General features: G+C 51.3%; 28 protein-coding genes. 1 reads left to right on the plus strand and 27 read right to left on the minus strand.

Translation table 11 applies throughout. The features are described 5' to 3' along the window. Positions 1–63: 63 nt before the first annotated feature. The 22 genes from M0651_RS11205 to M0651_RS11310 all read right to left on the minus strand — a co-directional run bounded on the left by M0651_RS11205 (position 64) and on the right by M0651_RS11310 (position 19,662). Positions 64–879, minus strand: coding sequence for a carbohydrate ABC transporter permease (locus M0651_RS11205; protein WP_248551833.1), 816 nt, complete (start codon positions 877–879; stop codon positions 64–66). Then, positions 876–1,847, minus strand: coding sequence for a carbohydrate ABC transporter permease (locus M0651_RS11210; protein ID WP_248551834.1), 972 nt, complete (start codon positions 1,845–1,847; stop codon positions 876–878). Before M0651_RS11210 ends, M0651_RS11205 begins: the two co-directional genes overlap by 4 nt. A 37-nt stretch (positions 1,848–1,884) precedes the next feature. Continuing rightward, positions 1,885–3,276, minus strand: a complete 1,392-nt coding sequence (locus M0651_RS11215) for an ABC transporter substrate-binding protein (protein ID WP_372490942.1) — start codon at positions 3,274–3,276, stop codon at positions 1,885–1,887. Between the two features lie 155 nt (positions 3,277–3,431). Next, complete coding sequence (locus tag M0651_RS11220) at positions 3,432–5,501, minus strand: alginate lyase family protein (RefSeq protein WP_248551836.1); 2,070 nt, start codon at positions 5,499–5,501, stop codon at positions 3,432–3,434. Positions 5,502–5,550: 49 nt separating this feature from the next. Further along, the gene (locus M0651_RS11225) at positions 5,551–6,636 is read right to left on the minus strand and encodes a dihydrodipicolinate synthase family protein (protein ID WP_248551837.1); all 1,086 of its coding nucleotides are present in this window, start codon (positions 6,634–6,636) and stop codon (positions 5,551–5,553) included. Then, positions 6,636–7,652 carry an NAD-dependent epimerase/dehydratase family protein gene (locus M0651_RS11230; protein ID WP_248551838.1) on the minus strand — a complete coding sequence of 339 codons (1,017 nt, stop codon included), beginning with the start codon at positions 7,650–7,652 and terminating at the stop codon, positions 6,636–6,638. Before M0651_RS11230 ends, M0651_RS11225 begins: the two co-directional genes overlap by 1 nt. A gap of 130 nt (positions 7,653–7,782) precedes the next feature. Beyond that, on the minus strand, positions 7,783–8,187 hold the full coding sequence (locus M0651_RS11235) for a GNAT family N-acetyltransferase (protein WP_248551839.1): 405 nt from the start codon (positions 8,185–8,187) through the stop codon (positions 7,783–7,785). Continuing rightward, on the minus strand, positions 8,184–8,753 hold the full coding sequence (locus M0651_RS11240) for an ATP-binding protein (protein WP_248551840.1): 570 nt from the start codon (positions 8,751–8,753) through the stop codon (positions 8,184–8,186). Before M0651_RS11240 ends, M0651_RS11235 begins: the two co-directional genes overlap by 4 nt. Further along, positions 8,750–9,292 (minus strand): GNAT family N-acetyltransferase, encoded by a 543-nt coding sequence (locus M0651_RS11245; RefSeq protein ID WP_248551841.1) that lies wholly within the window; start codon positions 9,290–9,292, stop codon positions 8,750–8,752. The genes M0651_RS11240 and M0651_RS11245 overlap by 4 nt, the downstream gene beginning before the upstream one ends. Positions 9,293–9,312: 20 nt before the next feature. Beyond that, complete coding sequence (gene aac(6'), locus M0651_RS11250; protein WP_248551842.1) at positions 9,313–9,753, minus strand: aminoglycoside 6'-N-acetyltransferase; 441 nt, start codon at positions 9,751–9,753, stop codon at positions 9,313–9,315. Beyond that, complete coding sequence (locus M0651_RS11255; protein WP_248551843.1) at positions 9,743–10,093, minus strand: GNAT family N-acetyltransferase; 351 nt, start codon at positions 10,091–10,093, stop codon at positions 9,743–9,745. Before M0651_RS11255 ends, aac(6') begins: the two co-directional genes overlap by 11 nt. Before the next feature lie 24 nt (positions 10,094–10,117). Beyond that, positions 10,118–10,912, minus strand: coding sequence for an aminoglycoside phosphotransferase family protein (locus tag M0651_RS11260; protein ID WP_248551844.1), 795 nt, complete (start codon positions 10,910–10,912; stop codon positions 10,118–10,120). A gap of 23 nt (positions 10,913–10,935) precedes the next feature. Then, positions 10,936–11,364 carry a hypothetical protein gene (locus tag M0651_RS11265; RefSeq protein WP_248551845.1) on the minus strand — a complete coding sequence of 143 codons (429 nt, stop codon included), beginning with the start codon at positions 11,362–11,364 and terminating at the stop codon, positions 10,936–10,938. A 37-nt stretch (positions 11,365–11,401) separates the two neighbouring features. Further along, complete coding sequence (locus M0651_RS11270; RefSeq protein ID WP_248551846.1) at positions 11,402–11,947, minus strand: histidine phosphatase family protein; 546 nt, start codon at positions 11,945–11,947, stop codon at positions 11,402–11,404. Between the two features lie 133 nt (positions 11,948–12,080). Then, a complete protein-coding gene (locus M0651_RS11275) occupies positions 12,081–12,416 on the minus strand; it encodes a GNAT family N-acetyltransferase (protein WP_248551847.1) in 336 nt (111 codons plus the stop codon). Between the two features lie 471 nt (positions 12,417–12,887). Further along, the gene (locus tag M0651_RS11280) at positions 12,888–13,778 is read right to left on the minus strand and encodes a PhzF family phenazine biosynthesis protein (protein WP_248551871.1); all 891 of its coding nucleotides are present in this window, start codon (positions 13,776–13,778) and stop codon (positions 12,888–12,890) included. Between the two features lie 126 nt (positions 13,779–13,904). After that, positions 13,905–14,168 carry a helix-turn-helix domain-containing protein gene (locus tag M0651_RS11285; RefSeq protein WP_248551848.1) on the minus strand — a complete coding sequence of 88 codons (264 nt, stop codon included), beginning with the start codon at positions 14,166–14,168 and terminating at the stop codon, positions 13,905–13,907. 15 nt (positions 14,169–14,183) lie between these two features. Then, a complete protein-coding gene (locus tag M0651_RS11290; protein ID WP_248551849.1) occupies positions 14,184–15,191 on the minus strand; it encodes a GPP34 family phosphoprotein in 1,008 nt (335 codons plus the stop codon). Positions 15,192–15,354: 163 nt separating this feature from the next. Further along, on the minus strand, positions 15,355–17,721 hold the full coding sequence (gene helD, locus M0651_RS11295) for an RNA polymerase recycling motor HelD (protein ID WP_248551850.1): 2,367 nt from the start codon (positions 17,719–17,721) through the stop codon (positions 15,355–15,357). A 231-nt stretch (positions 17,722–17,952) separates the two neighbouring features. Further along, entirely contained in the window at positions 17,953–18,444 is a 492-nt protein-coding gene (locus M0651_RS11300) for a nitroreductase family protein (RefSeq protein WP_248551851.1), read from the minus strand. Between the two features lie 190 nt (positions 18,445–18,634). Next, entirely contained in the window at positions 18,635–18,805 is a 171-nt protein-coding gene (locus M0651_RS11305; RefSeq protein WP_248551852.1) for a hypothetical protein, read from the minus strand. A 98-nt stretch (positions 18,806–18,903) separates the two neighbouring features. Beyond that, positions 18,904–19,662 (minus strand): SDR family oxidoreductase, encoded by a 759-nt coding sequence (locus M0651_RS11310; RefSeq protein WP_248551853.1) that lies wholly within the window; start codon positions 19,660–19,662, stop codon positions 18,904–18,906. Between the two features lie 175 nt (positions 19,663–19,837). On the opposite strand from M0651_RS11310, the gene M0651_RS11315 reads away from it, so the two are divergent. Then, complete coding sequence (locus M0651_RS11315) at positions 19,838–20,446, plus strand: TetR/AcrR family transcriptional regulator (RefSeq protein WP_248551854.1); 609 nt, start codon at positions 19,838–19,840, stop codon at positions 20,444–20,446. A 66-nt stretch (positions 20,447–20,512) separates the two neighbouring features. On the opposite strand, the gene M0651_RS11320 is transcribed toward M0651_RS11315, so the two are convergent. The 5 genes from M0651_RS11320 to M0651_RS11340 form a co-directional block, all read right to left on the minus strand. Continuing rightward, positions 20,513–21,169: a PspA/IM30 family protein gene (locus M0651_RS11320; protein WP_248551855.1), complete on the minus strand. Its 657-nt coding sequence runs from the start codon at positions 21,167–21,169 to the stop codon at positions 20,513–20,515. Between the two features lies 1 nt (position 21,170). After that, a complete protein-coding gene (locus M0651_RS11325) occupies positions 21,171–21,686 on the minus strand; it encodes a hypothetical protein (protein ID WP_248551856.1) in 516 nt (171 codons plus the stop codon). Between the two features lie 129 nt (positions 21,687–21,815). Next, the gene (locus tag M0651_RS11330) at positions 21,816–22,850 is read right to left on the minus strand and encodes a glycoside hydrolase family 88/105 protein (protein ID WP_248551857.1); all 1,035 of its coding nucleotides are present in this window, start codon (positions 22,848–22,850) and stop codon (positions 21,816–21,818) included. A gap of 25 nt (positions 22,851–22,875) precedes the next feature. Beyond that, the gene (locus M0651_RS11335; RefSeq protein ID WP_248551858.1) at positions 22,876–24,516 is read right to left on the minus strand and encodes an extracellular solute-binding protein; all 1,641 of its coding nucleotides are present in this window, start codon (positions 24,514–24,516) and stop codon (positions 22,876–22,878) included. 27 nt (positions 24,517–24,543) lie between these two features. Then, entirely contained in the window at positions 24,544–25,443 is a 900-nt protein-coding gene (locus tag M0651_RS11340) for a carbohydrate ABC transporter permease (RefSeq protein WP_248551859.1), read from the minus strand.

A 25,443-nucleotide genomic window follows, 5' to 3' on the forward strand; every position in this document is an offset into this window, starting at 1 on the left:
TCCCTCCTTTAGCGCCCTATTTGATGCCAGCGGAATTGCTGCCTTGGCACAATCCCACCGCCTTTACTTGATGCCGGCGGAATTGCTGCCCTGCACGAAATATTTCTCCGCGAACAGGAACACGAGCAAGATCGGGATCAAGCTCATCAACGCGGCGGCCACCATATACTGCTCATTGCCTGACCATTGACCGGCCATGGACAAGATCCCAATCGGCAACGTAAAGTTCTCCTTCGAAGTCAAGAAGATGGCCGGGGACAAAATTTCGTTCCATTTCGTCATGAACGTGAATACCGCTAATGTTGCGAAGGTCGGCTTGCACATCGGCATAAAAATCCGCCAGTAAATCTGCATCGGATTGCAGCCATCCAACCGGGCCGATTCCTCATAATCCCGCGGGATGCCCAGAAAAGCCTGCCGCATCAGGAAAATGCCAAACGGCTGGGCCAGCCATTCGATGATCCAAAGCGGGGTCAGCGTGTCGAGCAAATGCAGCGACTTGAAGATCACAAATTGCGGAATGATGAGGACGACCGGCGGGATCATCATCGTCCCGAGGACGACGAGGAACAGCGTATTTTTCAAGGGAAATTTCAGCCTAGCAAATGCGAAGGCCACCATGGAGCAGGAGATGAGCGCGCCAATCACCGACAGCACGGTGATGATGACACTGTTCATCGTATATTGGCCAAAGGCTCCCAGCTTCCAGACTTCGGCGTAGTTACTCCACTGCACAGGAGACGGAAACCACTCGGGTGGGAATTTGGTGTATTGGGCGTAGCTCTTCAAGGAATTAAACACCGTCGTGAGAAAAGGCAGCAGCATGATCAGCGAACTGAAAATGATGACCGTATAACCGGCGATTTTTTTCTTCCTCATTCGTAATGCACCCACTTTTTCTGCAACGTCATTTGGACGACCGTCAGCAAGAACAGAATCACGAACAGCACCCAGGCGATTGCGGAAGCATAACCCATACGCAGGAAGGAAAAGCCCTCCTGATACAAGTAAATCATCAGTACAAGGCTTGCTTTGTTCGGCCCGCCTGCGGACGAGGCGTCCATTGCGCCGCCAGTCATGACGTAGATTTGCTCAAACGCCTGGAACGTCGAAATCGTACTCATGATCAACACAAGGAACGTGGTGCCCGAGATAAGCGGCACGGTGATTCGGCGGAACTTCTGAAGCGTGCCGGCGCCGTCGATTTCGGCCGCTTCGTACACCTCGGACGGGACATTTTGCAGTCCAGCCAAATAAATCACCATGATATAGCCGATCCCTTTCCACACCGCAATCAGCACGAGCAGCGGAATGACGAGATGCTCATCCTGCAGCCACTTCTGAGGATCCAGACCCATCGATTGCAGGAGCGAGTTGGCAAAACCAAACCTCGGGTTGAACACCGCGTCCGACACGTACATAATGACCGTCCAGGAGGAGATGACCGGCAAGAAATGCGCAAGCCGGAACAGCTTCAACGCCCGCAGCTTTTGGTTTAACGCGACCGCAAGCACGAGGGCAAAAAACGTCTGCAGCGGCACAAACAAGATCGTGAAATAAACGGTGTTCCCCAGTGCCTTCCAGAAGACCGGCTCATGCAACAACTTGGTGTAGTTGTCCATTCCAGTCCATTGGGGCGGGTTTAAGATATCATACTCGGAGAAGCTGAAATACAAAGAAGCGAGAAGCGACCCGAGTACAAATACGAGAAAATGAACGAGATAGGGGGTCACCATCAGGAGCCCCCATTTGCCGTCGTTATGCAATCGACTTCGTTTTTTGCGGATCGGCGGAGTCCCGGTATGAGCCAGGTCTCTCGCCTTTAGGTCTGCCGTTTTTTCCGCCATGTTCATCACGCTTTCTTATCGAATTGGGCATCCGCCTCTATTTCTTATAAAATTCATCCAACACCTGTTGAACGTCCTTATCGGCTTGGGTTAAGGCCTCGTCGACGCTGATCTCGCCTTCAAAAGCCCGGTTGATGTTGTCCCCGAACTTCCCGACCCATTCGCTCCAAACCGCGTTGACGTCCAGCGTGCCGGCGAATTCGAAGCTGTCGAGGAACGCCTTCTTGTTCTCCGGCTTGCCGCTCAGGAATTGTTCGGAGTTCGCCACTGATTTTTTGACCGGCACCGCTTCCCCCAGCGCTGCCCATTCATTTTGTGCTTCGTCTTCGGTCGCCCAGTATTTCACCCATTCCCAGGCCGCGTCGCCTTTTGCGCCTTCCGCTTTCTTGTTGATGACCCAGGAATTCGCGATGACCGGGGAGAACCGTTTGCCGTCCGGCCCCTTGGGCAGCAGGGTCACGTCATAATTCAGCCCCGCCGCATTGGCATCGATCGTGCGGGCATAGATCCCGATGCGCATCGCAGCCGCTTTACTCGGGAATGGGGCCATGTTGCTTTGGAAGCTTTTCAAATCAGAAGGGGTGGTTAACAGCTCGCTCTGCATGCCGTCTACGATCCATTCCATCGCCTTCTTGTTCTCCGGAGTATGAATGATCGACTTTGTCAGCGATTCGTCCAGGACGCCCCCGCCGTAAGACTTCAGCACCGTCATCCAACCTTCGGTAATGCTGAAGAACGTTAAGCCGTATTGCGCGACTTTGTTTTTGTCAAAAGCGGCATCCGTCGCATACGCTCCGTTCGAATCCTTGGTCAGCTTCTCGGCCGCCGCCTTGAGATCATCCCAGGTCCAGTCCTCGGTTGGATAAGCAACTTTGGCTTCTTCGAACATATCCTTGTTGTAGTAAAGGACCGCGATTTGAATGCCCTGCGGTACGCCCCAATATTTCCCGTTCGCGTCTTTGTTGAAGTCAAGACCGTAATAGTCGTCCTTCTGCAAATCCCGTTCGATCCATTCGGTCAAATCCTTTAAGACGCCACGCTCTGCGTATTTCGGGACGAGCACGCCGTCGGACAGCCAGAGATCAGGCGCACTTTCGGCGGCAATCTGCGTGTCGAGCTTCTGGAAGAACTGATTATACGGCGAGGACTCCGTCTTGATCGTGATGTTCGGATGCTTCTCCTGAAACTTGGCGATGAGCTCCTGCATCTTGGCGTCGGTTTGCGCCGAGGAATAATAACCAAGTCTCAGCTCCACCGGCTTATCGGCTGTTTCCTGCGGCTGATTCTGCTGCTGGCCTTCCGTCTGTCCTCCGGTCCCTCCGTTCCCGCCGCCATTCGTGGACGGAGTCCCGTTTCCTCCCCCGGAACAAGCCGAAATCAACAACACAAACGTCAATATGACGATTGCTCCGATCCCTTTCCGTTTCATGCCCTGACGTCCCATTTCCATCCCCCTTGCTTATTTCCCACCCCATGTAAGCTATTTCAAGAAGGTCGATGGGAGTGGTGTTGTGATTATCTTCAAAGTAATGGACCCCAAATTAGAGTTCAACGTCCTTAAATCGACCCAAAATCGTCCGCGCTCTAGACGTTTACAATAAAAGCTCGATCGGGGCAGCTTGCCGAATGAGACCGGCGAACCAGCAGCACATTCCCGCTGAGGTGGACACCGGCAAACTGATAACCCCGAGGCCCTTGGTACGAAAATAACACCGCATCCTCCCCGCCATCATGCGTAATCGATAGGGCCATCGCCAGCTCCTTCGAGACCGGACTGCCATAGCTGTCCAGAACGTCCAGCTGCCGGAGAACCGGCGGGGCCTCGCTCTGCCGCCGGGCAGGGTACAATACCGTAACAAACTGCGTGAATCTCTGACCGGATTGGCGGAGCACCACTTTGTTGGCGGGCGTCTTTTCGTTATAGTGGCGGGAAATCCAGCTGGGTTCAACCTCGATCTTCACCGGGTCAAGCGGAAGGATCCGCAGCACCGGTCCATCACTGCCAACGGCGTCTCCGATCACGAGATGGCCATCGGGTTGGAACCGCACTTCTAGGCCTTCGGCCAAATGAAACGGCAACGCATAGGCGTGCTCCTCCTCACCATGAGAGAGACAGGTGTCGACGACAACCCAATAATCCGGCTTCACAAACAGGATTTGCCGCAGCACCTGAACCGGTTGGGGAAAACGCCAGTAGCCGTCATGGCCTCCTTGGGCAAAATCGTATTCCGAAGCGGTCCGCCATACGCGGCCCAGTGAACGAGCGACGTTCTTCCACTTCCAGGAATCCACGTAATCCGATATCGTCCGTCCATCAACGGAAATCGTATTATGTTGGAACGATTCCTTGAAATACTGGCGTTCCCGGTTCTCCATGTAAGTGTACCGTCCCGGATCGACCAGAAACTCGCGGCCGTAAGCAAACAAGCTGATATGCAGGGCATCGTCATGGCCGTGGGCCCGAATCACATCCATATGACCGTTATCGAACCAGAGATAACGAGCCGTAGGCTGCCAATCGCTGCGCATGAAGGCATACCCGCCTTGCGTCAGCTCCTTGGAGACGAATTCCGGCGGAGTCGCTTCAAGTTTCTCGTAAAGCTCGAACCCTTTTTGCGTGAAATACCAGATTCCTTCGTAATCCAATGCGTCATACGCTTGTGATTTCAAATCCCCTCGCCGGTACAGCACCGCCCCTCTTGCGAGCACATCACGAATATCTGTACTGTCGCTGTCGCTAAAATTCGGCTGCCGTCCATCCGGCTGAATGATCGTCAGCGAGGCGGTGTACATGCGGTTTAAGGTATCGTGCAGGATGGGCGGAAGCGCAATGCCGTTAAGCTCCGCAAGCCATACCGATTCGAACAGGCAATGCAGCACCTCGTGATGGTACATGCTGCTCTGTTCATTTTGCAGGCCGTCGTCAAAAACCTGGAGCGGACACATTCCGACCAACCTCTGGATCGCGGTTTCCTGCCAGCTTGTCGCCTCCTCCAGTTCGGGAAATAAAAGCGCTAATTGAAACAAACCGTTTGTTTCGAGAAATCCCCAGTTGCTTTGCCGGTCATGCGAAGTATAGGCGATGTACAGGTACATCCCGTGCCGACGAATTGCTTCGAGGAATAACGCCTCTTCCTCCGCCCCCCAATGCTCTGAGCTGCGGACGCAATAGTAGCCTTTAAGCCAATGGGTGATTCGGATGCCGCTGTCCAGCTTGCGCCAGGTATCCTTGACATTGAAGTTACGATCGGCGCTCGCCCGCACTTCTGCTTCAGATAGCGGGTTTTGCCCCATCCAATCCTCCAGCAGCCGGATATATGCCAGCGCATAAGATTCTTGGCCGGTTAACCAGTAAGCTTGCCCCAGCTCACCCATGTACCTCGCCCGGTTCAGCATCACAAGCCATTCCAGATCCTCGTTGTGCCGGTAAACCCAATCGATGCCGTTCGGGAAGGCTACCTCCTCTTCACAGCGCTCCATATCCCATCGATGGGTGAAAATAAACGTGTTCCGCTCAGCCAAATCGGCCCGGTGCAGCACCTGCTCCATTTCCTCGGGCCAATACTTGCGGCAGGTATCCACGATAAAGGGTCGATCCGCCTCGTTCCAGTAAAAACGCCGTGTTGCGGTCTTTGCTTGTTCACTTAGCGCCATTCGCTCTGTTTGCCTCCTCCCATGCTGACTTCATTGGCTATTAGCCAACCTAATGCTCTGCAAAGCCCAGCCACTCTTCCAATCCTTCTTGGACAAACTGATCATCGTTAAGATCAGGATATGCGTGATAGACGCGATCAATTTCTGCAATTTGTTCGGGTGACAGCTCCTCCTCCGGGTCGAGGCACCATCGACCGGCCAACAAGCCTTGGCGTCGCAGCACTTCATGGATGCCGGGAAGACAACCTTGAAACCCGTTAGCCGCATCAAAAAAAGCTGCATTCGCATCGGTGATCCTTACGCCCCGGGTTAGTAGCTCCTCAGGGATGGGGGCACCGCTGTCGCGAAGGGCGATGATCTCCTCCATCAGCTCCACCGCTTTAGACGTCCATACCGCCCAGTGGCCCAACAGACCGCCGACGATCCGTTGTTCCACCGTTTGCCCCGCAGGGGTACGGAAGTTGTACACCGTGAGTAAATCCGCAACAAGGTTATCGTCGTTTCCGGTATAAAGTGCGATGTCGTCCCGGCGGCTGGACTCACATACCGCTCGCACTACGTCCAGCGTCTGGTAGCGGTTAAAGGGGGCGATTTTGATCGCCATAACCCCCGGCAGTTCCGCCAGCTCGCGCCAAAACGCGTAGCTAAGCCGCTTCCCTCCCACCGCCGGTTGCAAATAAAACCCGCAGACGGGAAGCACTGCAGAGATCGTTTCGGTGCGGCGGATCAGTTCCGCCTCGCTGTAGTCCGACAGCCCGCCGTTGCTGACCAGCCCCAGGTCATACCCGAGACCGGCGGCCAGCTCGGCTTCGCGAACCGCCTGCTCGGTTGGGCCGCAGATGCCCGCTACCTTGAGGAACGGGCGCTGAAGCCCGGCGGCTTCCACCTCCTCGGCAGCTAGGCGGAGCACCGGCTCGAACAATCCGATTTCAGGGTCGCGGATCTGAAATTGCGTGGAGTGAACCCCTACCGCGATCCCGCCGCTTCCAGCGGCGATATAATACCGCGTTAACGCGCGTTGTCTGCGCTCATCCAACCGGCGCGCGGCGTCCAGCGCCAGCGGGTGCGCGGGAATCACCGCTCCGCGATGCAGCAGCTTGCGCAGCTCGGGTTTCAACTGGGGTTGCTCGCCCATCAGAACACCCCTCCCCTTTCTTGAAAATGCGTATGTTTACCTAACGTCTCTCCGCCCGCCTCTACCCAATCCGCCGTCCAACGTATCATCTCCCTTAGTGAAACCCGTGGATAACCCAATAAAGCATGCGAAGCGGAGGCATTGCTTAATAACGCCGTCGCCTGCTCCTCCCCGGTGAATACCGGTTGGATCCCGAAGTCTTCCCCAAACCGTTCGGCCAGCCAACGGATCGATACCGTCTCCGGTCCGGTGACGTTTAATGTTTTCGGGGGCGAATCACAATGCAGCAGAGAACGGATGGCCATCTCATTGGCGTCCCCTTGCCAAATGACGTTCACCAGGCCCATGTTAAGGTCAATGGATTCCTGTTCCTTCACTGCTTTGGCTACCTCCAGCAAAATGCCATACCGCAGATCAATTGCATAATTCAGCCGGAAGTTGACAAGCGGGGTACCGTTTTTACGGGAAAAATATTCAAACACCCGCTCCCGCCCCAAGCAAGATTGCGCATATTCGCCGATTGGCGCGGGTGCAGTTTCTTCCGAAGCCCCACCCTTGGAGACCGCCGTTAGCGGGTAAATATTGCCGGACGAGAAAGCCACGATCCGCGAGGCTTTAAATTTCTCCGCCACCCGTCCCGGCAAATAGGCATTCATGGCCCAGGTATAATACTCGCGTCCAGCTGTTCCGAATTTATGCCCAGCCATGTAAATGACATTCCGCGCCTCCGGCAGGCGTGACAACGCTGCTTCATCCAGTAAATCCGCCGAAAGGGTGCGGATGCCCGAATCCTCCAGCTCCTCCCGCAGAGAACCCGAGGAGAAGCGGGAAACGCCGGTGACCCTGGCATTCTTCCCTGCGGATGCCAAGCCCCGGGCAAGCAGCTTGGCTAAGCTGGGGCCCATTTTCCCCCCGACCCCCAGAATCAGCACATCGCCTTCGAGTTGGACCAGGTCCTGAATTAGCCGATCCGAGGGCTCGCTCAAACGCTGCTCCAGCTCAAGAATCGTTTTCAATTCACATCACCTCATCTCGTTTTCCCCTTTATGGTAGAAGCGTCCGGAATTCCAGACAACGACCTTATATCGTCCTAAAAACAAAACAGGAGGGAACCGGCCGCCGCCGATTCCCTCCTATCAATCTATGCTATACCTTCTTGGACAAGAGAATTTCGAGTGGATCCTTCTCCTGCAATAAACACCCGACATCGATATACCCAAGCTTCCGGTAGAAATGCTGCGCCTCTTCGTTGGACTGCGTCGAGGTCATCACGACTTGGAAGCCCATCTCTCTCATTTGTTCTTCCCAATGCAAGACGACCTGTTTGCCAAATCCCTGACCCCGATAAGGTTCGTCAATCCAGATTAGATTCATAAACGGCGTGTTGTCCCAAAAATAATTGAACCTCATCCAGCCGATCTCTTGGTTGGATTCCCGTAGAATGTAGATCTCCTTCGCCTTAATCTTGGTTGAAATCAACGGCTTTGCGAGATGTTTGTCCCTTTCACTGATATAACCGAGGTCCGCTTCGGTGGCGAAATCCATGTTCATCTTAGCTCCCCCTGTTCGTTATCCATGCAGAGGTCCTGGATCTGTCCAATGATTACAGGGAAGTCGCACGGATCCTTGATGACAAATAAATATTCCGCTTCTTCCGGGCCTGGTCGATCCTGTTGCGAACCTCTTTGTCGTTGCAGAATTTCCGAAAAACTAGACGCATTCCGAAAAACCTTATGATGTCTCTGCGTCTTTTCTACTCGTTCCTCTAGCAACTTGTAGGGCAACTCAAAGTAAACCAGAATTCGCTGAAATCCCTTCTCCTGAAAATAGCGAAGTACCTTCCTTCGCGAGGGTTCATGCAAATTCGAATTACTCAATAGGATGTGCATGTGACTGTGCTCTACCGCATACGCCACAATGGTATTGGTGATAGAGAACTTTAACATGTTTGGCCCTTCCGAAGGGCGTAGTTTCATATAATGCTTGTTAATAAACTCCGCATGATTGTCCTGATCAATAACAACCGCATCTTGCTGCATGACTTTTTCCAGCTCCGTGGCAAATGTCGTTTTTCCACTGTGCGTCATTCCGACCGTCATGATTACAAAGCGGTTCATAACTGTTCAAACTCGCTTTTTAATACACTCATGAAAATGCTATCCCAATATCGTCCCACTCGGTAGATCTTCTGTCGGAATCTCCCTTCCTCTTTGAACCCACATTTGAGATAACATTTATAAGCTCTTTCGTTATACTCATATACTTCGAGATCAATGCGATTTAAATTGAGTTCTTCGAAAGCAAATTTCAATAATAGCCGAATGGCTTCGGTACCGTACCCTTTGCCCAAGCACTCTTTTCTTCCGATGACAATCGCTAGGGAAGCAAATCGATTCTTCCAGTCTATTCTGTATAAATCAATTTGACCTAGATATTCCAAGGAATCCTTGGCCCCAATGACAAAATTTTTGTTACTAGTCTTCCCTTCAACCATCGTCCGAAAGAAGGTTTCCGTCTCAACCCTGGAATGAGGATATAAGAAGTTATCAGATAGAGTGCTGGTTATTTCTGGATCATTCACCCATTGTTGAATAAAGTCCAAATCCGAATCACGGTATTCCCTAAGAATAATCTCATCTCCAATAAGATGGGGCATCTCAGTTCATCCTTTCGAAGTTAATCAATCTCCTTAATAAACGCCACGATTCTTCCGGCTTCCCTAAAACCAATGCGCTGATGAAACGCTTGGCTTACATGGTTATCCCATCCTGTGTCCGACCCCAACTCTTTACATCCCAGAGATTTCGCCCAAACTTCCCCCGCCTCCACCAATTTCTTGGAGACGCCTTGGTTTCGTTGACTCTCGTCAACGTAAATGCCTTCCATGTACCCGACGGGACTTGAACTAGAGCCTTCGACGTAGTCAAAGCGAAGAGACATATGCAAGAATCCGATATAGTTAGCATCAATGGCAGCAAGAAAGACCTTATCTTTCTCGGATACTAGCAAATCTTCGAACTCACCTTGTAGTTCCGTCCATTTATGTTCCGGCCAAAGCTTCAACGCCAAACGAGTTACGGCATCAAGATTCGTTGGATTGGCTTGCTCAATTCTCATTGGATTCCCCTCCAATGCATTGTCCCTTGCCCCAATAACCTGGTGTTAAATCAAAACCGATTTCCGCTTTGGTTTCCCGGTTATCTTCGGTAGACCAACAATGGAAACCGCATGTCCCGATGAGCTCCTTGGTATCCTTGCTAAACAATCCATATCGGCAACCAGAATCATGGACATGGAAGGCGATGATCTCTTCAGCCTCCTGGATGTCTTTACAAACCTTAATATCCATAAATTTCGTGACCTCCGGCACCGAAAAATGCCTGTAGACCGCATCTGCATCTTCCAAAGTTAATTCTCTCATGAGTAATCTCTCGGTTTCCATATTCGGATAATTCATTTTAAACCGCCTTCAATTAGGGTGTTAAGTCCAATCCTCAAAATGCTCCTCAAGGAATCTGACTTCCTTCTCGTAGTGAGCTAAATGGCCTTCTTCAACAAGCTTGAGAAAGGCCGGGTCTCCGGCAGCGGCACGATCGGATAAGGTACTGCACATGGCTTGGATTCGAGAAATGACCCAATTCTTAAAGTCTCCAGGGACTTCCATCCCGTAAGATTGGAAGAACAGCTCAATCCTATTTTTTCGCCAAGAAGCATGATTCTCCCGAGCATAAGGAACAACCTCGCGATCCACTTCTCCCGGTGAAAAAGCAGTAAGCGGAACGGAAGTATACAAGGTGTAGGCGATATCCCACAACCGAGGACCGGGCCCGGCCATATCAAAATCAATGATTCCAACGGGCCGTTGGTGATCAAACACAATATTATACAATGCCGCATCGTTATGACAGACCACTTCATGCCTCGATTCATCGGAGTAACGGTTGACCGATTCATGGGTGGTTGCAAATCCTTCAGTGGCATCATGATAACTTCTCAAGAGCTTAGCCAACTCGGTAAGCACGCTGTCCGACCACATATATTGATCGATTTCAGGATAGTTGTTCCCCGGCACATCGCCTTCAAGATAAGTTAGCATTTCTCTCCCCTGATCATCTTGCCCCAAATATCTCGGGGAGTGGGCAAAACCTTTGGATTCAAGGTGTTTGAGTAAATCATACACATAAGGGTTGGGCTCCGCCTTTCTGCGTACGGTTCCCCCTACTTTCACGACCTGATTAATGTTACCGCCGTTCAACATTTCTTCGTGTTCGGACAAGATGTAAACCTCCCATCGATCGATCATTGCTTCAGATTTCTTTTATAAATATGTCCATGGGTAACTAGAAATAAGATTAGATTATAGAGCAAACTAAACGACACAGCATACAGCCAAATACCGAAATCCCATGAAAAAATAGGGAACCCCACTATGTCTTGATCTGAACTATTAAATGCATATAAAACCAAAGATACACCAATCCCTTCTAATCCGAGGATCCACATGAAAATAAATCCTAATACCTTTGTTTTGGAACTAAAATAAATTAAATTTAACATCCCCACAACGTAATAACTAATAATCCAAGTCATTTTACTGCCCAGGGTGTAGGTATCTGCCTGAAGTAACTCGTCAATTCTCGGATTCAGGAACTCAATCAAACGAATGATCGATAGCGGTACGAGAGTATAAATAAAGAGGAAAAGAACAAAGAGTATAAAGCGTCTCACCGTACACCCTCCTACAAATCTGATTAGAAAAACCAAACTACTTCCAAAGACGCTTTACATCAATTGCCTTATCCCTAGTAACCCCCAGCTCATACACATCCGGATTCGTAAGCCGACTCCATGCCTCAAACCCAAATGAATCATCAAAGTGTTTCAAGATTAGTGCCATTAGATTTCCGTGCGTCACCACAACGATATTCCTTTCCGGCCGTTGGATGAGATCTTGGATGGCAACAACTCCCCGGGTCATCGCCTCATGTGAGGATTCACCACCAGGTAACTTCAATTCGGGATCTTCAAACGACAGCCTTAAGTGATCCATCCAATCCGGCAAATCGATAGCAGACAAAATCCGCTCACTGAGTCGATCATCTCTTTGTATGGGTAAAGTTAATCGTTTTGCTAGCGGCTGGATCGTTGAGATTGCCCTTTGGTAGGGGCTGGTCACAATGCTATCGATAGATCGGTCACCTAACAAATTCGCCAATTGCTCCGCTTGAAGCCGCCCCTCTTCCGCAAGTTCCGCCGAAGGCTCCTGACCGTTTGCCTTACAATGCCTGATGAGAAAAATACGTTTCATCATATCACCCACTGCTTATTGATAGGGATGGTCCTCTAGGTCCTTGATTGACTATACACGTTTCGTCCTCTGATCTGGTACTTGTTGTAGTTCAATCCCTCTATGATTGCAGTCCACTCTCCGAAGGCATGAATAATCACCCGCTTGTGATCCACTCCTCCTTTAGTAGTCCATAAATCACCTTATCCACAAAACGGTCGATGAACCATTCCGCTTGGCGCAGGGTGCCTTCTCGAACAAATCCAATGTTTTCAGGGATTTTTCGGCTTTTTAAGTTTTCAGGTTGAACTCTAATTTCGATACGATTGAGCTCTAGCTCTTCAAATACATACCTAACAACTTCGCGACATGCTCGGCTTATGACACCTCTTCCTTCAAAGTCTTGGGCAAGTCCCGGTTGCATTTTTATGAATGGATCTTGTAATGAAGTCCTTAACATCTTCAAAAGTATGAGTATGATGCGGAAATTCAAGCCACCTGCCAAAATGATCCCGGTTGTTTTGAATAAGCTCGAACAAATTAACGGTATGACTTAGGTCAAACAACTCAATCTGTAGTTTTTCATCAATTCTTCTTCGCATCGAATCACCCCCGATTAGCCCATTACCTAAACGATCCCTTTGGTTATCTGGGGATACACCACACTCAAGATTACCGATGCTATTAACATAATAAGCAGGATTCTAGGATACTTCTCCCTCAAATAACGAAGCGTCTGGTACAGGCAAAATAATAATAGAGGAATTGCAATTAAGGAGCTAATATGCCACTGGGTCTGCCCATCCTTCGTCCAGCTACCAATCCCACTGAATTCCAGGAAGCAGTCCAATAATGAATAACCGTAAACGTGATTTGTGGCTAGGATCAACAATATGAAATAGACCGTCATCCATAGCCAGCCTTTGTTCACCTGATGACCTTGTTTCATTATTAAAGACCTCCGCTATTCGATCTTCATTTCCTTTACGAAAACCGCGGTACCTCTGATGGATATCTCCAAATCCTGATTTTGATCTCCTCTTGTGGCTTGCACGAATACTCTTCCATCTCTCCCGATTTCCATCCCCTGCTCAACGAGAAACTCAACCTTTCTCTCTACTTGATTCATATAAGTTAAATAATACGCTCCCATTACACCCGAGGCCGTTCCCGTAACCGGATCCTCTATGGTGCCTGAATACGGAGACGAGAAATGTCGTGCATGCATAAATGCACCCGGGTCGTGCGTTTCCATACAAAAAGGATGGATAGAAGTCCTTGGGTTTTCTTTCAAGATGTCAGGAAATATGCGATTCTTGGGGGCCATTTTCATGAATGAGGATAACCTTCGAATGGGGACTAATAATGTCCAGGTTCCTGTACTGCCATAGACGATGGGGAGGGATGATTCGATTTCGCTGCTGGTCAAACCCAGGGATTCCGCTAACAGTTCAACGTCCCCGCTAAATGAGAGGAATTGCGGACGATCTTGCCTCATTTCAATCTCCAGCGTAGGATCCGCCGTCTTCAAAGAGACCGGCAAAACTCCGGCACGGGTTTCAATCGAAAGAGAGGTTTTTTCCTGCAAAACCCCTTTATCCTTCAAACAATGGATCGAGGCTATGGTCGCATGCCCGCATAAATTGATCTCGTGCCCGGGAGTAAAATACCTCAACCGCAGATCGGCTACGCTGGACTTGAGCACAAATACGGTCTCATTAAATCCCACGGCGCTAGCGATCTGCTGCATATCCACATCACTTAAGGAATCCGCATGAAGAACGACGCCAGCCGGATTTCCGTAGTTCGGTTTGGTTGAAAACGCATCATAATGATAAACTGTGATCCTATTCATCCTTAAACCCACTTTCAAATTTAGGCTGCACCCTTCCATAATTATACAACCATAGTTAGGAGGCGGAAGCAACGATTCTGTTATAAAAAAGACCCCCGCCAACGCAGAGGTCTTATCCTAAGGAGTCTATGATTCTTCCATCAGCTTCGTTTTGATCTCCGGGACCGACATTCCCTCGGAACGCAGTTGCTTGATCCAAGAGATTCGTTCTACCGTTTCTTCCCGCCGGTACCGGCGCGTCAGATTCTCTTCAGCCTGCTCGAACGGCAGCATGCCTTCTTCCGTGTAGAACTTCAAGGTACTGTAGCGGGTCGCCGTCAGCCGCGCCAGTTCGCCGATCGTCACGAACTCCGAGGCCAGAATGGCTTCCATGGTACGTTGTCTGGACATAGGGGCAGGACTCCTTTAAATCGGGCGTTTCGGAAGCAGTCGTACCCCTTGGATCGGGATGCGCACCGTGACAAAATGAGGAACCGCTTCATAAACCAGATTATCGATTTTGATCGTGGGAATCTCTCCGTCCTTCAGCACAGTAAATACATGACCTTGCGCCTCAAGCCGCTCTTTGACGGCCTCTAGGCGTTGCTTGGAGTTGGAGAACCAGGCCTCCGTCTCAATAAACACCGCCTGCGTGCGATCCAGCAAAGGGAACAGGAAGAGCATGCCGGTGCCGACCGAAGTGCGAATGAACGTTTTCTTCATACGTAAAACATGCTTGATCGCAAATTCCCATCCCCGATAGATTTGAATCGGAAATAGCGTATGCGCCAACGAATTGCTGGGGTCCAACTCGTTCATTCGTGCCGCCACAAGGTCCAGTTCATTCCGCGAAAAGAGATCTGGCAAGCAGCCGCTCTCCCGCAGCAGCCACAAAAGGCAAATCGCATCGTCGCTGACCTGTCCCTCCTCCAGGATCTCCGCACGGAACCCCTCCGTCATCCTCGTATATTCATCAATCGGACAGCGATACTCCTTGATCGATAAGCCTGCCGATTCGTAATACATATCGCAACCGAGCAAATTCGGGATCTCCTCCAAGGCCCCGAGATCCGACAGAGTCTTCGCCATGACGAGCTCAAAACGAGCCAACTTCCTTTTGGACAGCGAAGAAGCATGCTTCAACCACCAGAACAAGTCATGTTGACGACCGCGAGCTTTCAAACGAACCCCATCGAGGATCATCTCTCGGTAAGCCGCTTCCCCGTTTGGGGTGTTCTCCCCCGTCCTCGTTGCAGGCTGGATTTTGCCCTTCGCACCGGTTAACCCGCCGTCCAGATAAACCTCCAGAATAACAGCAGCCGCCATCGCACGAAGCGATATCTTCTTGACGGTCGTCATCATGTTACTTCGCTGCGCATTCAGCGCGATCATCGAAAACCGTTGTGCCAAGCTAAAATCGGTAAACTCTGCCATCGCCAAACTCCCCCATCGACCTGGAATCGAGTGACCTTATCTTTGACAAAACCACTTATTACTTACTACTTACTACTTACTACTTACTATTTACACCATATTCCTTTTGGGATGTTTTGTCAATTGGGGTGCCGCAAATGGCTCGAATTCAGTCTAACACTCCTTAGTCCTCAACCTTCATCAGACCCTTGGAGATCGCCGTCCCCATAAACGGACTTGCCCTCCCCACGCTAAACAGCTGCAAATGGTGCATCGCGCGAGTGCAGGCCGTGTAGAACAACCGCCGCAAGCTCTCTTCCCCATAGGACCGTGCAGAGGCATCGTAAATAATCACCGCGTCAAACTCGATGCCTTTTGCTAAATAAGCCGGAATAACCACCACGCCCTGCTTGTATTCAATCGAATCACGGGTCACCAGCTTGAACTCGCGGATTCGTTCTTCTCCCAGGGCTTCATAAGCAGCTGCGCTTTCCGCTGCTGACCGACATACGATCGCAATCGTATCCGCCCCGCGAGCTTTCAAATCGGCAACCTTGTGTTCAATAAGGCGGTGCAGTTCCGAAAGGTCGGCCACCTGCGTCAACGTCGGCTTCTCCCCTTTACGCTCAAACGGCTCGATGTTTTCGCCGCCGGGGATCAGGCTCCGCGTGAACTCAACGATCGGCCGGGTCGACCGATAGCTGCGACGCAGTAAGATCGTTTCGGTAGCTTCCGGCCCGTAAAGGCGAGTTAGCTCCTGGAAATCAGCTATACTGGCGGCATGAGCAAAGATCGCCTGATGGAAATCACCGAGTACCGTCAGTTTCGCGGCGGGAAACAGCCTTTTGATAAACTCGAATTGGAGCGGGGAGTAATCCTGCGCCTCATCGATCAATACATGGCGGATGGACACGTTCGTCTGGAACCCAAGAATCAGCTCATGCAGCAGCAAAAAGGGGGTCGCATCCTCGTAAAACAATTTGCCTTCATCGAGATTCCGAATCGTGATGCGGCAAATATCCACCAAGTCTTCCCGCAATTCCGCCTCCTCCGCTTCCAACCCGGAGCTGGTGTGGAGCATCGGCATCTCAAATAGCTGTTTATAAATGCCAGTTAGGTCGAAGAACCGCAGCTCGCGGATCATCTCCCTTAACGGCTTCATCTTCTTCCGAACGATTATGCGAGCCAGTTCTCTCGATAAGCGTTCGCCTTCGATCTCTTCATCGGAATCCTCGGTCAACCCGTGTTTTTTGCGAATCTGCTCATAAGCCCGTTCGTATTGCTCATTGCTGAGCAGCTCAATCGCATCCTGCACCCATGGCTTTCGGCGCTCCAACTTCTCGATTTCACCGATCCGTTCGTTCAACCATGTCGTCAGCCGTTCGATTCGTCCGGATAAACGCAGGGTCTCGTCACCGCTGTAAAATTGCTCCGTCATTTCTTCAGCCGTGATCAACGTCTCCCCGCGAAACTGTAGAGGCAGGAATCGCATGCCGCTTTGCTCCAAGGTAGAACGATAAGCTTGAATCGCCTCCAAAAATGACACGGACGCCTTTAAACGAATCGCGGCCATACGCGCCGGATAATCCGGATTGTCGTTCGCCGTCAGTAAGTATTCCAGTTGCGCGTAAGCATCCTCGACCTTGAAGAGGCCGCTAAGCCGGTGATCGAGATATTCCTGGAACGTCACCTGTTGCATGTTCTCTTCGCCAAGTTCGGGAAGCACGCCGGATACATAAGTCTGAAACATCACATTGGGCGAAAATAACACGATCTGATCCGCCGTTATCCGTTCGCGGTATTTGTATAGCAAATAAGCGATCCGCTGCAAAGCTGCCGAGGTTTTCCCGCTGCCGGCTGCGCCTTGGACAATGAGCAGCCGGGCGCGATCGTGCCGGATGATCCGGTTCTGTTCCTGCTGGATCGTTGCCACGATGCTGCGCATCTGCGAATTGGCGGTTTGACCAAGTACCTCCTGCAGCACCTCGTCTCCGATCGTCAGCGAAGTATCGAACATCGATTCAATCCGCCCCCGGCGAATCAGATATTGCCATTTCCTCTTCAACTCCCCATGAATCATCCCGCCGGGCGTGGAGTACTCAGCTGGTCCAGGCGCGTAATCGTAATACACGCTGGAGATTGGTGCCCGCCAATCGTAAATCAGAAACCGCTCCCCGCTTGGATCCATCAAAGAGGAGACGCCGATATAAACCTGCTCCATCTCCGGCTCACCTTCTTCGGCAAAATCGATCCGTCCGAAGTAAGGATTCTCCTGCATTCGCAGCAGCGCGGCCCGACGTTTAGAAGCTTGGCGATGGCTGCTTTGGCTTAACGACAATACTTCGGCCTGTTGGCGCAGGCTGATCACCGTTTCCAGAAAGTCGTCGAAATTATCCAGATTGACCGTAACATCCTCCCAGAAATGCTTGCGGAACTCAACGACTTCATTTCTATGCCGCGAAGCATCCTCCTCCAGTTCGCCAATGCTCTCTGCGAGGACCTCCATCACACAGTCCAACCGTTCCTGTTCCCGCTGTAGCTCCTGATTCATAATCAGCACTCCTTTCGTAAAAATGGGGGTTGACTTGAAGTGATTTTTTCTGTACAATAAAATTAGGAAATGTATACTCAAATACTGAATACCTGACGCATGTTATTCAAATATAGCATGTTTTTTGACGTTTATCAATACGAAGTGCTTAAGCCGCGCCCTCCCCTCACTGGGGTGGAACGCGGCTTTTAAGATTGGATCAGTTATTCACTTGCCTTGCCTGCCTCCGGATTAGGGCAGCGTTTTAATTTTCTCTTTAATTGGCGTTCTCGGCTTCGCAGCCGGCACCTCAATTGGGTACCCGATGCCGAATACCCCAATCACCTCGTAGCCTTCCTCCACGCCAAGAAGCTCGCGGTTATGCGGCAAGCCGCCGATGGATGACCAGAATGTCCCGACGCCGGCCTCATGAGCGGCCAACAGGAAATTTTGCGCAAAACAAGCGGCCGCCATTACATTTTCATCCCGCTCGAGCCCAGTGGCTCCGGGTTTGGACAATAAAGCGATCACGACAGGAGCGCCCCAGAAGTCGCTCTTATGCTTCAGCTTCGCCCGCGTTTCCGGTCCGATGCGAAGCAGTTCCCACGGCTCATTGCACCGATGATTCGGTGCGAAGCTTGCGGCTTCTAGCCAGCTAATCAACGCCTCTTCCTCGACGGGGTCCGATTTAAACGCCTTAATATTTCTCCGGCTTTTGATTAAATCAATCGTGCTTATGCTCATCCGTAACTGCCTCCCTTAACTCAAACCAATGGATAAATTCTTGAATGATTTCGTTAACCGCCCTCAAGCGTCGTTTACAAATGTATAAAATAGGTATTTCAAAGTCAAGTTTGTCCATCCCGACGCAAAATAAAAGACAGCCTCTCCCAAGAGAGAGCTGTCTTCTCCAAATCATTTTAGACTTCAGGCACTAATATAAACGCTCTTCACCGGTAACCGGGTTTTGAAATGCCGACTGGATATCGCTTTTCGTCAATTCCTCGGCAAACTCCGTATCCTGGGCCGGCTTTGAATGTGCCGGTTGCTTTGCTTTCGGGGTTTTCTCCCGCTCTGCAGCCGATTGTTTCGAATCCTTCGCCATCGCTTAGAGCACTCTCCTTTACTTGCGTAAATATACATGCCTAGGCGTTAGAGTACGGTTCGAGCCCGCTTTTTATGCAGAACCGCCTGCCGTATTACTTAATAAGCTGTCCAGCCGGCATCCGCGGTAATCGTTGTTCCGTTGATGAAGCTGGATTCGTCGGAGGCCAAGAACAAGGCAACTTTCGCGATATCCTCGGGTTTTCCAAGACCGGGGTTGATCCCCATTCCGACTTGGGCCCGTTCCATGCCAAACGGATTAACCGCCGTGAGCGTCGAGCCGATATTGGTTTCCACCGCACCCGGGGCGATCGCATTGCAGCGAATCCCGAGCGTGGCGTATTGAAAGCCCACGTTCTTCGTCAACCCAACGACAGCGTGTTTGGATGCGGTGTAAGCCGCTCCTGCCCGGGACCCGAACAAACCGCCGGCGGAGGCGATGTTCACGATAACCCCCGCTTTTTTCTCCATAAAAATAGGAAGCGTCTTGCGGATCGTCCGCATCGGGCCCGTCGTATTCACGGCGAAGACCTTGTCCCACAACGCGTCGGTCATGTCACCGGCAGGAACAAAGTTATCCATAATGCCCGCGTTGTTGACCAGGATATCCACCGTACCGAAGCGGCTTACGGTACTGTCAATCAATCGCTGAACATCTTCTTCTACGGCCACGTTGGCCGTAATTGCAATTGCCACACCGCCCCGGCTTTCAATGCCCTCAACAACCTTCCCGGCTTGCTCCAGGTTGAGGTCGGAAACAACGACTTTGGCACCTTCTGCCGCAAACAACTCCGCGATCGCTTTCCCCATCCCCGAAGCTGCCCCGGTGACAACCGCTATTTTCCCATTTAACTTCATATCGCGTATCCCTCCGCTTTTTATGATAAAATGTACATATGTTGATTAATCACCATCTGCAATTCAAGTATAAAAATCACAGTAAGCGCTTGCAATCAGCAAAATACGTTGCTTTGTTGCTTAATGGACAAGCTTGAACGTTTTGTTTACGAAACCCAGGAAAGAAGATGAAACGATGCCACACTCAACGTCGAAATTGGACCCGAGAGTCCTTCGAAGCAAATCAGCGCTGCGAACCGGCTTGCTTCAGTTGATGACGCAGCAACCGTTTCACGCGATCACGATTACGGAGATCGCCCAGCAAGCCGGTTATAATCGCGGGACGTTTTATGCGAACTATGGGACCAAAGAGGAACTGTTAAACGATACGATCGAAGATAAAATCCAGGATCTGCTGCATGCCTTCCGGGCGCCGTATGAGAAGGTCGATGTATTATATCCGCAGGAGCTCCATGCGCACTCCGTGATGATTTTCGATCACATTGCCCAGAACGCCGATTTTTATACCGTGCTGACCCGCAGTGAAGTTCTTCCAACACTCCGCGAAAAAATCCTTGTGTCTCTAAAACAAATCATCATGGAAGACCTGCGATGCGAAAGTTGTGAGACTCAGGTAATCGACACGGAGTTGATGGTTATTTATTCGCTGCATGCGCTGCTCGGGTTGATTTTCCATTGGATCGAAAGCGGGTTCATCCACTCCCCTTTATACATGCAGGAGCAACTCGTACGCATTCTTCACCAGCAATCCAGCGTAAAACTTGCGGTCAAGACCAAACATTAACAAGAGCCTGCCGGTATGTTCGGCAGGCTCTTGCATTGTTGAGGCTGATGACTTAACCGCAACCTCTTATAGGCTTTGTTTGGCTGCTTTCAGCTTGGCCAGTTCGGCTTGCACTTCATCCTGTTCCGACCAGTCGGCCAATCGAAACCCGGCTTGATCCACCGCTCTTGTAGCCGACACCTCGGCCTCAAGCCGCATCACCTTTTGCTCCATGCGATCGAATCCGCGGACGATTCTCCCGGTGTCGCCTGCCGTTACAGCGGCGGAGGTTGCCCGCAGTGCGGTCATGGCATTCTTGCGTGCCAGGAGGAACGTCAGCTTGTTGCTGAGGTCCTTATGCAGCTCTACTAATCGACCGATTTCTTCCTGCAAGGCCGCCGTTTGTTTCCGAATGACCTCGCGCTGCTCCAGGTACGTTTGCTGCAGCTTCTCATGATGCAACTTCTCCTGAATCGCCAGCTTCGCAATGTCATCTTGATCGCGACCAACCGCCAGTCCGGCTTGGCGGATGCGTTTCTCAATCACTTGTCCGGTTTGGGCAACCAGCAGATCGTAATGCTGCTCGGCGGCAAGCTGGTTTCTTAAAGCTAAGCGGGCATGGTCAATCTGATCCTCGAGCTGCCGGATATAATATTTAGCCATGCTGACCGGGTCCTCCATTCGATCCAGCAGATGATGCGTATCGGCCGCCGCCATGTCCTTCATTCTTCCGAAAATCCCCATTTTATTCTTCCTCCTTATATTGTTTGCGTTCCCATTCATCCAGGAATCGGCCTCGGTTCTGACCGATGTCGATTGGATATGGAATCACGATAGATTCTTGCGAATTTGCATACGGTTGCGGATGATGGCTTGTCCATTTTCGGTACAAGAAGTAACCCAAAATGACAACGATCAGCCCCCACAATGGGGTTAACAAGCTCATCGCGCTAATCACGGCAAATACGGCACCCGCCCATTTCATCAATCCGCTTGCCTTAACAAACAACGCGGCACCGCCAATTAATAAAGCCAAATGGAGCAGAATCGGCCACAACGGCTTGGCGCTCGCCTCCGCCCGGCTGTCCGATGGCATCATCGGCATCCCATGCTGCTCGTAGCGAAAGGCATCATGCCAGCCTTGATGCTGGCCCATGTGGGCACTGGCCGTCGTCGCGCCAAACAGTTGGGAGCAAACGATCGCCGTGAAGAGGACAATCGCCATAACCGCCATCCCAACCGTGATGGAAGATCGTCTCACGACACTCACCTCCTTTCTCGGATGTCTTTGTCTTGATGGAATTAGCTTAACGCGCGAACCTTTAATGAAACTTAACGAATAGCACAAAAAAAAGCGAAACCACATCCGTGGTTTCACTTAAGACCTGCTTTACTCGATTTTCCCGTTTTCGATCACGGCGGCCAGCAAGGCGAGCGTCAATCCTTGCCCCCAGCCCTGCGCCCATTTTCGATCGATGTGAAGATATCCTTCGATATCCTTCATGACAGCGGTCCCGCCGGATACGTTCAAGACCCGTCCATTCTCGGCGATGTTCGCCAGCACCCCGTCCAGCGCTTTCTGCACATATTTAGCGTGCAGCGGATTGCCCTGGGTGATCATCGCCGCTGCGATCCCTGCCGTGGCGGAGACTTCGCCATAAGCGCCCGGGTAATTGAGCACGGTGCCCCACAAACCGTCCTCATGCTGCAGCTTCTTCATCGCAGCCAACTGATCGCGCAAGGAACTCCATAGATGCATCATCGGCGGATATAAATAGGCCTCCGGCAATCTCTTGGCCGCGCGGGACATGGTATATGCCGCCCAGGCGTTGGCACGCCCCCAGTAAATGCCGGACATATGATCTTGGTTGAGGTGATTGTACCCGTGATACCACAGGCCCGTGTCTTCGCTCTGCAAATAGTTGATATGCCAGTAGAACTGATGGAGCGCATCGTCGATCAAAGGCTTCTCACCCAGCAGCACCCCGGTGCGGAGCATGAAATACGCCGCCATAAACAACGTATCCGCCCAGCATTGCTCAGGAAAATCATTCCCCGCCGACACGGTATGCTGGAGCACCCGGTCCCCGAACCGTGGAGCCTGGTTTTGGAGATAATCGATTTTGCTCAGGATCAGGTCGAGATATTTCTGCTCCTTCGTTTGTTCATACAACGTGAGCAGCATATGCCCCATCGCGCAGGCATTTACCGTCCAAACCGGGAGCCCCGCCTCGATGTACTCGTTGCACCATTGAACCATTCGCTCCACGTATGCCGCTTCCCCGGTCGCTTCGAACGCCCGGCTGATCCCGTAATAGGCGACGCCGCACGGCCAATCCCAGGTCAAGTCCATCCCGAAGGTGTACTCCGCGACGCGCTCGATGATCGGCTTTAGCTCGGAAGGGGCTGTTTTCAGCTTCAGCATCTCTCCGTCCTCCTCGCCTAGGCCTCTATTTGTAGTTTCCGGCATCGATCGCCGCCTGCTTCTCGTCTAAAATCTCCTGATATCCCGCATCAAGATACGTTTTCTTAGCCGCTTCATACGTGGCGTCAAACTCGCTCTCCGGCGCAATCGCGATCTTGACATACAGCTCCTGGAACAGCGAGTTCAGGTCGGCCTTATATTCATTTACCTTCTCGAGCACCACACTGTACAACGCATCCGGCGTACGGAATTCCGCATATTTGTCGTAATATGCCAAGGAATCCTGGGCCAATTTCTCATATCCCGGCGGCGACATGCTGCGCAGATAAGCTTCCCGCATCTGCTTCGGATCATCGTATTTGACGGTTTCAACAACAAGGCACCAGTAGTCCTTGTTGTTATTTTGAGAGAGCACCGAATCGCCTTTGAAATCCGCATTCTTCACGGCGATACCATCGGCATCTAGCGTATAGTTTTCGCCCTCAACCCCGTTTTGCAGGAAAAACAGGTTCTCCGGCTGGCTCATCCACTCCAGGTACATCCAAACGGCGGCGCGTTCCATTTCGGTGGATTCGTAGTTGATGCCCATGATCATCCCAAACGGCCAGTAGGCGCGTCCCTGCGGCTTACGCCCTTCCGGCACGCTGGCTTGAGCATCCAGCACAGCAAATTCCGCATCCGGATTGTTCTTTAGCGCCGAGGTGATCACGTCGGTATTGCTGGAGAGATAGAAGCTAAAGGTCCCGGTTTTGCCTGCCACAAATTCGGCCTTAGCCTTGTTCTCATCATCGCGCAGATAAAATTCCTTATCGATCAGGCCGTTGTTATATTGATAGTTCAGGTTGCGAAGATACCGTTCGGTGTCAGCGGTAGTCAGATCCGCCACGCCCAAGTCGGAATACAACGCGCGGTATTTCTCGTCGATCGGCCAGTCGCGGAACGCGTAATTAAATGTATAGTTGTTCTTCTTTAACGTTTCACCACCGGCACCCAAGCCCGCTTCCTTCCACTTGGCCAGCAGCTCGTTATATTTCTCCAGGGAAGTGAGATCCTCCATCTTCATGCCCACCTTCTCCACCCAATCCTTGCGGATCAGCGTCGTGAAGCTGTCCAAGCTTGGACGCTCGCCGAAGAAAAACACGTTTTTCTTGTCGACCACTCCATACTGTTTAATGGTGTCCCCCATCGTTTTCCAATAGGTTGGTGCATAATGGGCAATTTCGTCCAAATCCAGCTCCTGCATCACGCCTTCCCCATAGTAGGCCAAAGCCTGAGGCATATCATAATGGTAAATAATATCCGGTGCCTTATGCGAGGCCAGCAGCTGCTCATAGTCCGTCACCTCGTTGCTGCGGGTAATCGGGATGAACTTCACGGTGACGTTATGCTTATCGCCAAATTCCTGCTGAATCCAGCGCGTATAGTAGTTGTCGGTAACATTCCAGCCCTCGAAAGCCCTTTCATAAACTGGGAGCTCAAGTGTGACCTTCTCGGGAAAACCAGCCGAATAGTCGGCGTATTTGCCGTCTGCGCTTTTATTGGCCGAAGGCGTCGGCTCCTCCGAGCCCGTGTTCGAATTGGCGTTCTTGCCGCTGCCGCCCATACAACCCGACAATAAACCTACAATGATCACAGAGACCAGGATCCAGGTGAACTTTTTGCCCATTCCTCAATTCCCCCTTATCGATTTGAACTACTCCTTGACAGCGCCGAGCATGACCCCTTGAACGAAATACTTCTGGATAAAAGGATACACGCACAGGATCGGCAAGGTGGCGAATACAACACACGAAGCCTTCAACACCTCGGGATTGCTCAGCGAAACCTGCGTTGCTTCCAGTTGGAAGCTTTCGCTCGCTTGAATGACCAGATAATACAATTTAAGTTGAAGCGGCCGTAAGTCTACCCGTTGTTTAATGTAAAATAGCGCATCTTGATATGCGTTCCACCGTCCGACTGCATAAAACAGCGACAACGTCGCCAGGATCGGCTTGGAGAGCGGGAGTATGATGCTCCACAAGATCCGGAAATGCCCCGCGCCGTCGATGCGCGCTGACTCCTCGAGACTAACCGGGATGCTGCTGGAAATCGCCGTCTTCATGATCAGCAAATTAAACGCGCTGAACGCCTGCGGTAGAATCAGCGCTGACCACGTATCCAGCATGCCTAGGTTGCTGATCAGCATGTATTCGGGAATGATTCCGCCGGTAAAATACAAGGTAAACATAAAGAGGAACGTCAGCGTGGTCCGGCCCTTCAACTGCTTGCGGGACAGCGGATAAGCCGCGCAGATCGTGATGATCATCCCGAGCACGGTAAACAGAATCGTAACCACCACCGACACATACAATGAGCGCAGAATACTGGCGTCGGCGAAAATTTTGCTGTACGCCCCCAAAGTAAACCCTTCCGGCCATAGAAACACCTTGTTCGCAATGACAAACGCATCATCGCTTAACGATTTGGCGATGACATGAAGAAAGGGCAGCAGGCATACGAGCGAGGCGAGAATCAGCGTAAGATGGATCAGAACATCCCAGACGTCGAAGCGAGGTTTTCGGCGGAGCCGCAATGTGTTTACAGATGCTTTCAT

The organism is Paenibacillus mellifer (assembly GCF_023195895.1).
In the GTDB taxonomy this organism is placed as follows: Bacteria; Bacillota; Bacilli; order Paenibacillales; family Paenibacillaceae; genus Fontibacillus; species Fontibacillus mellifer.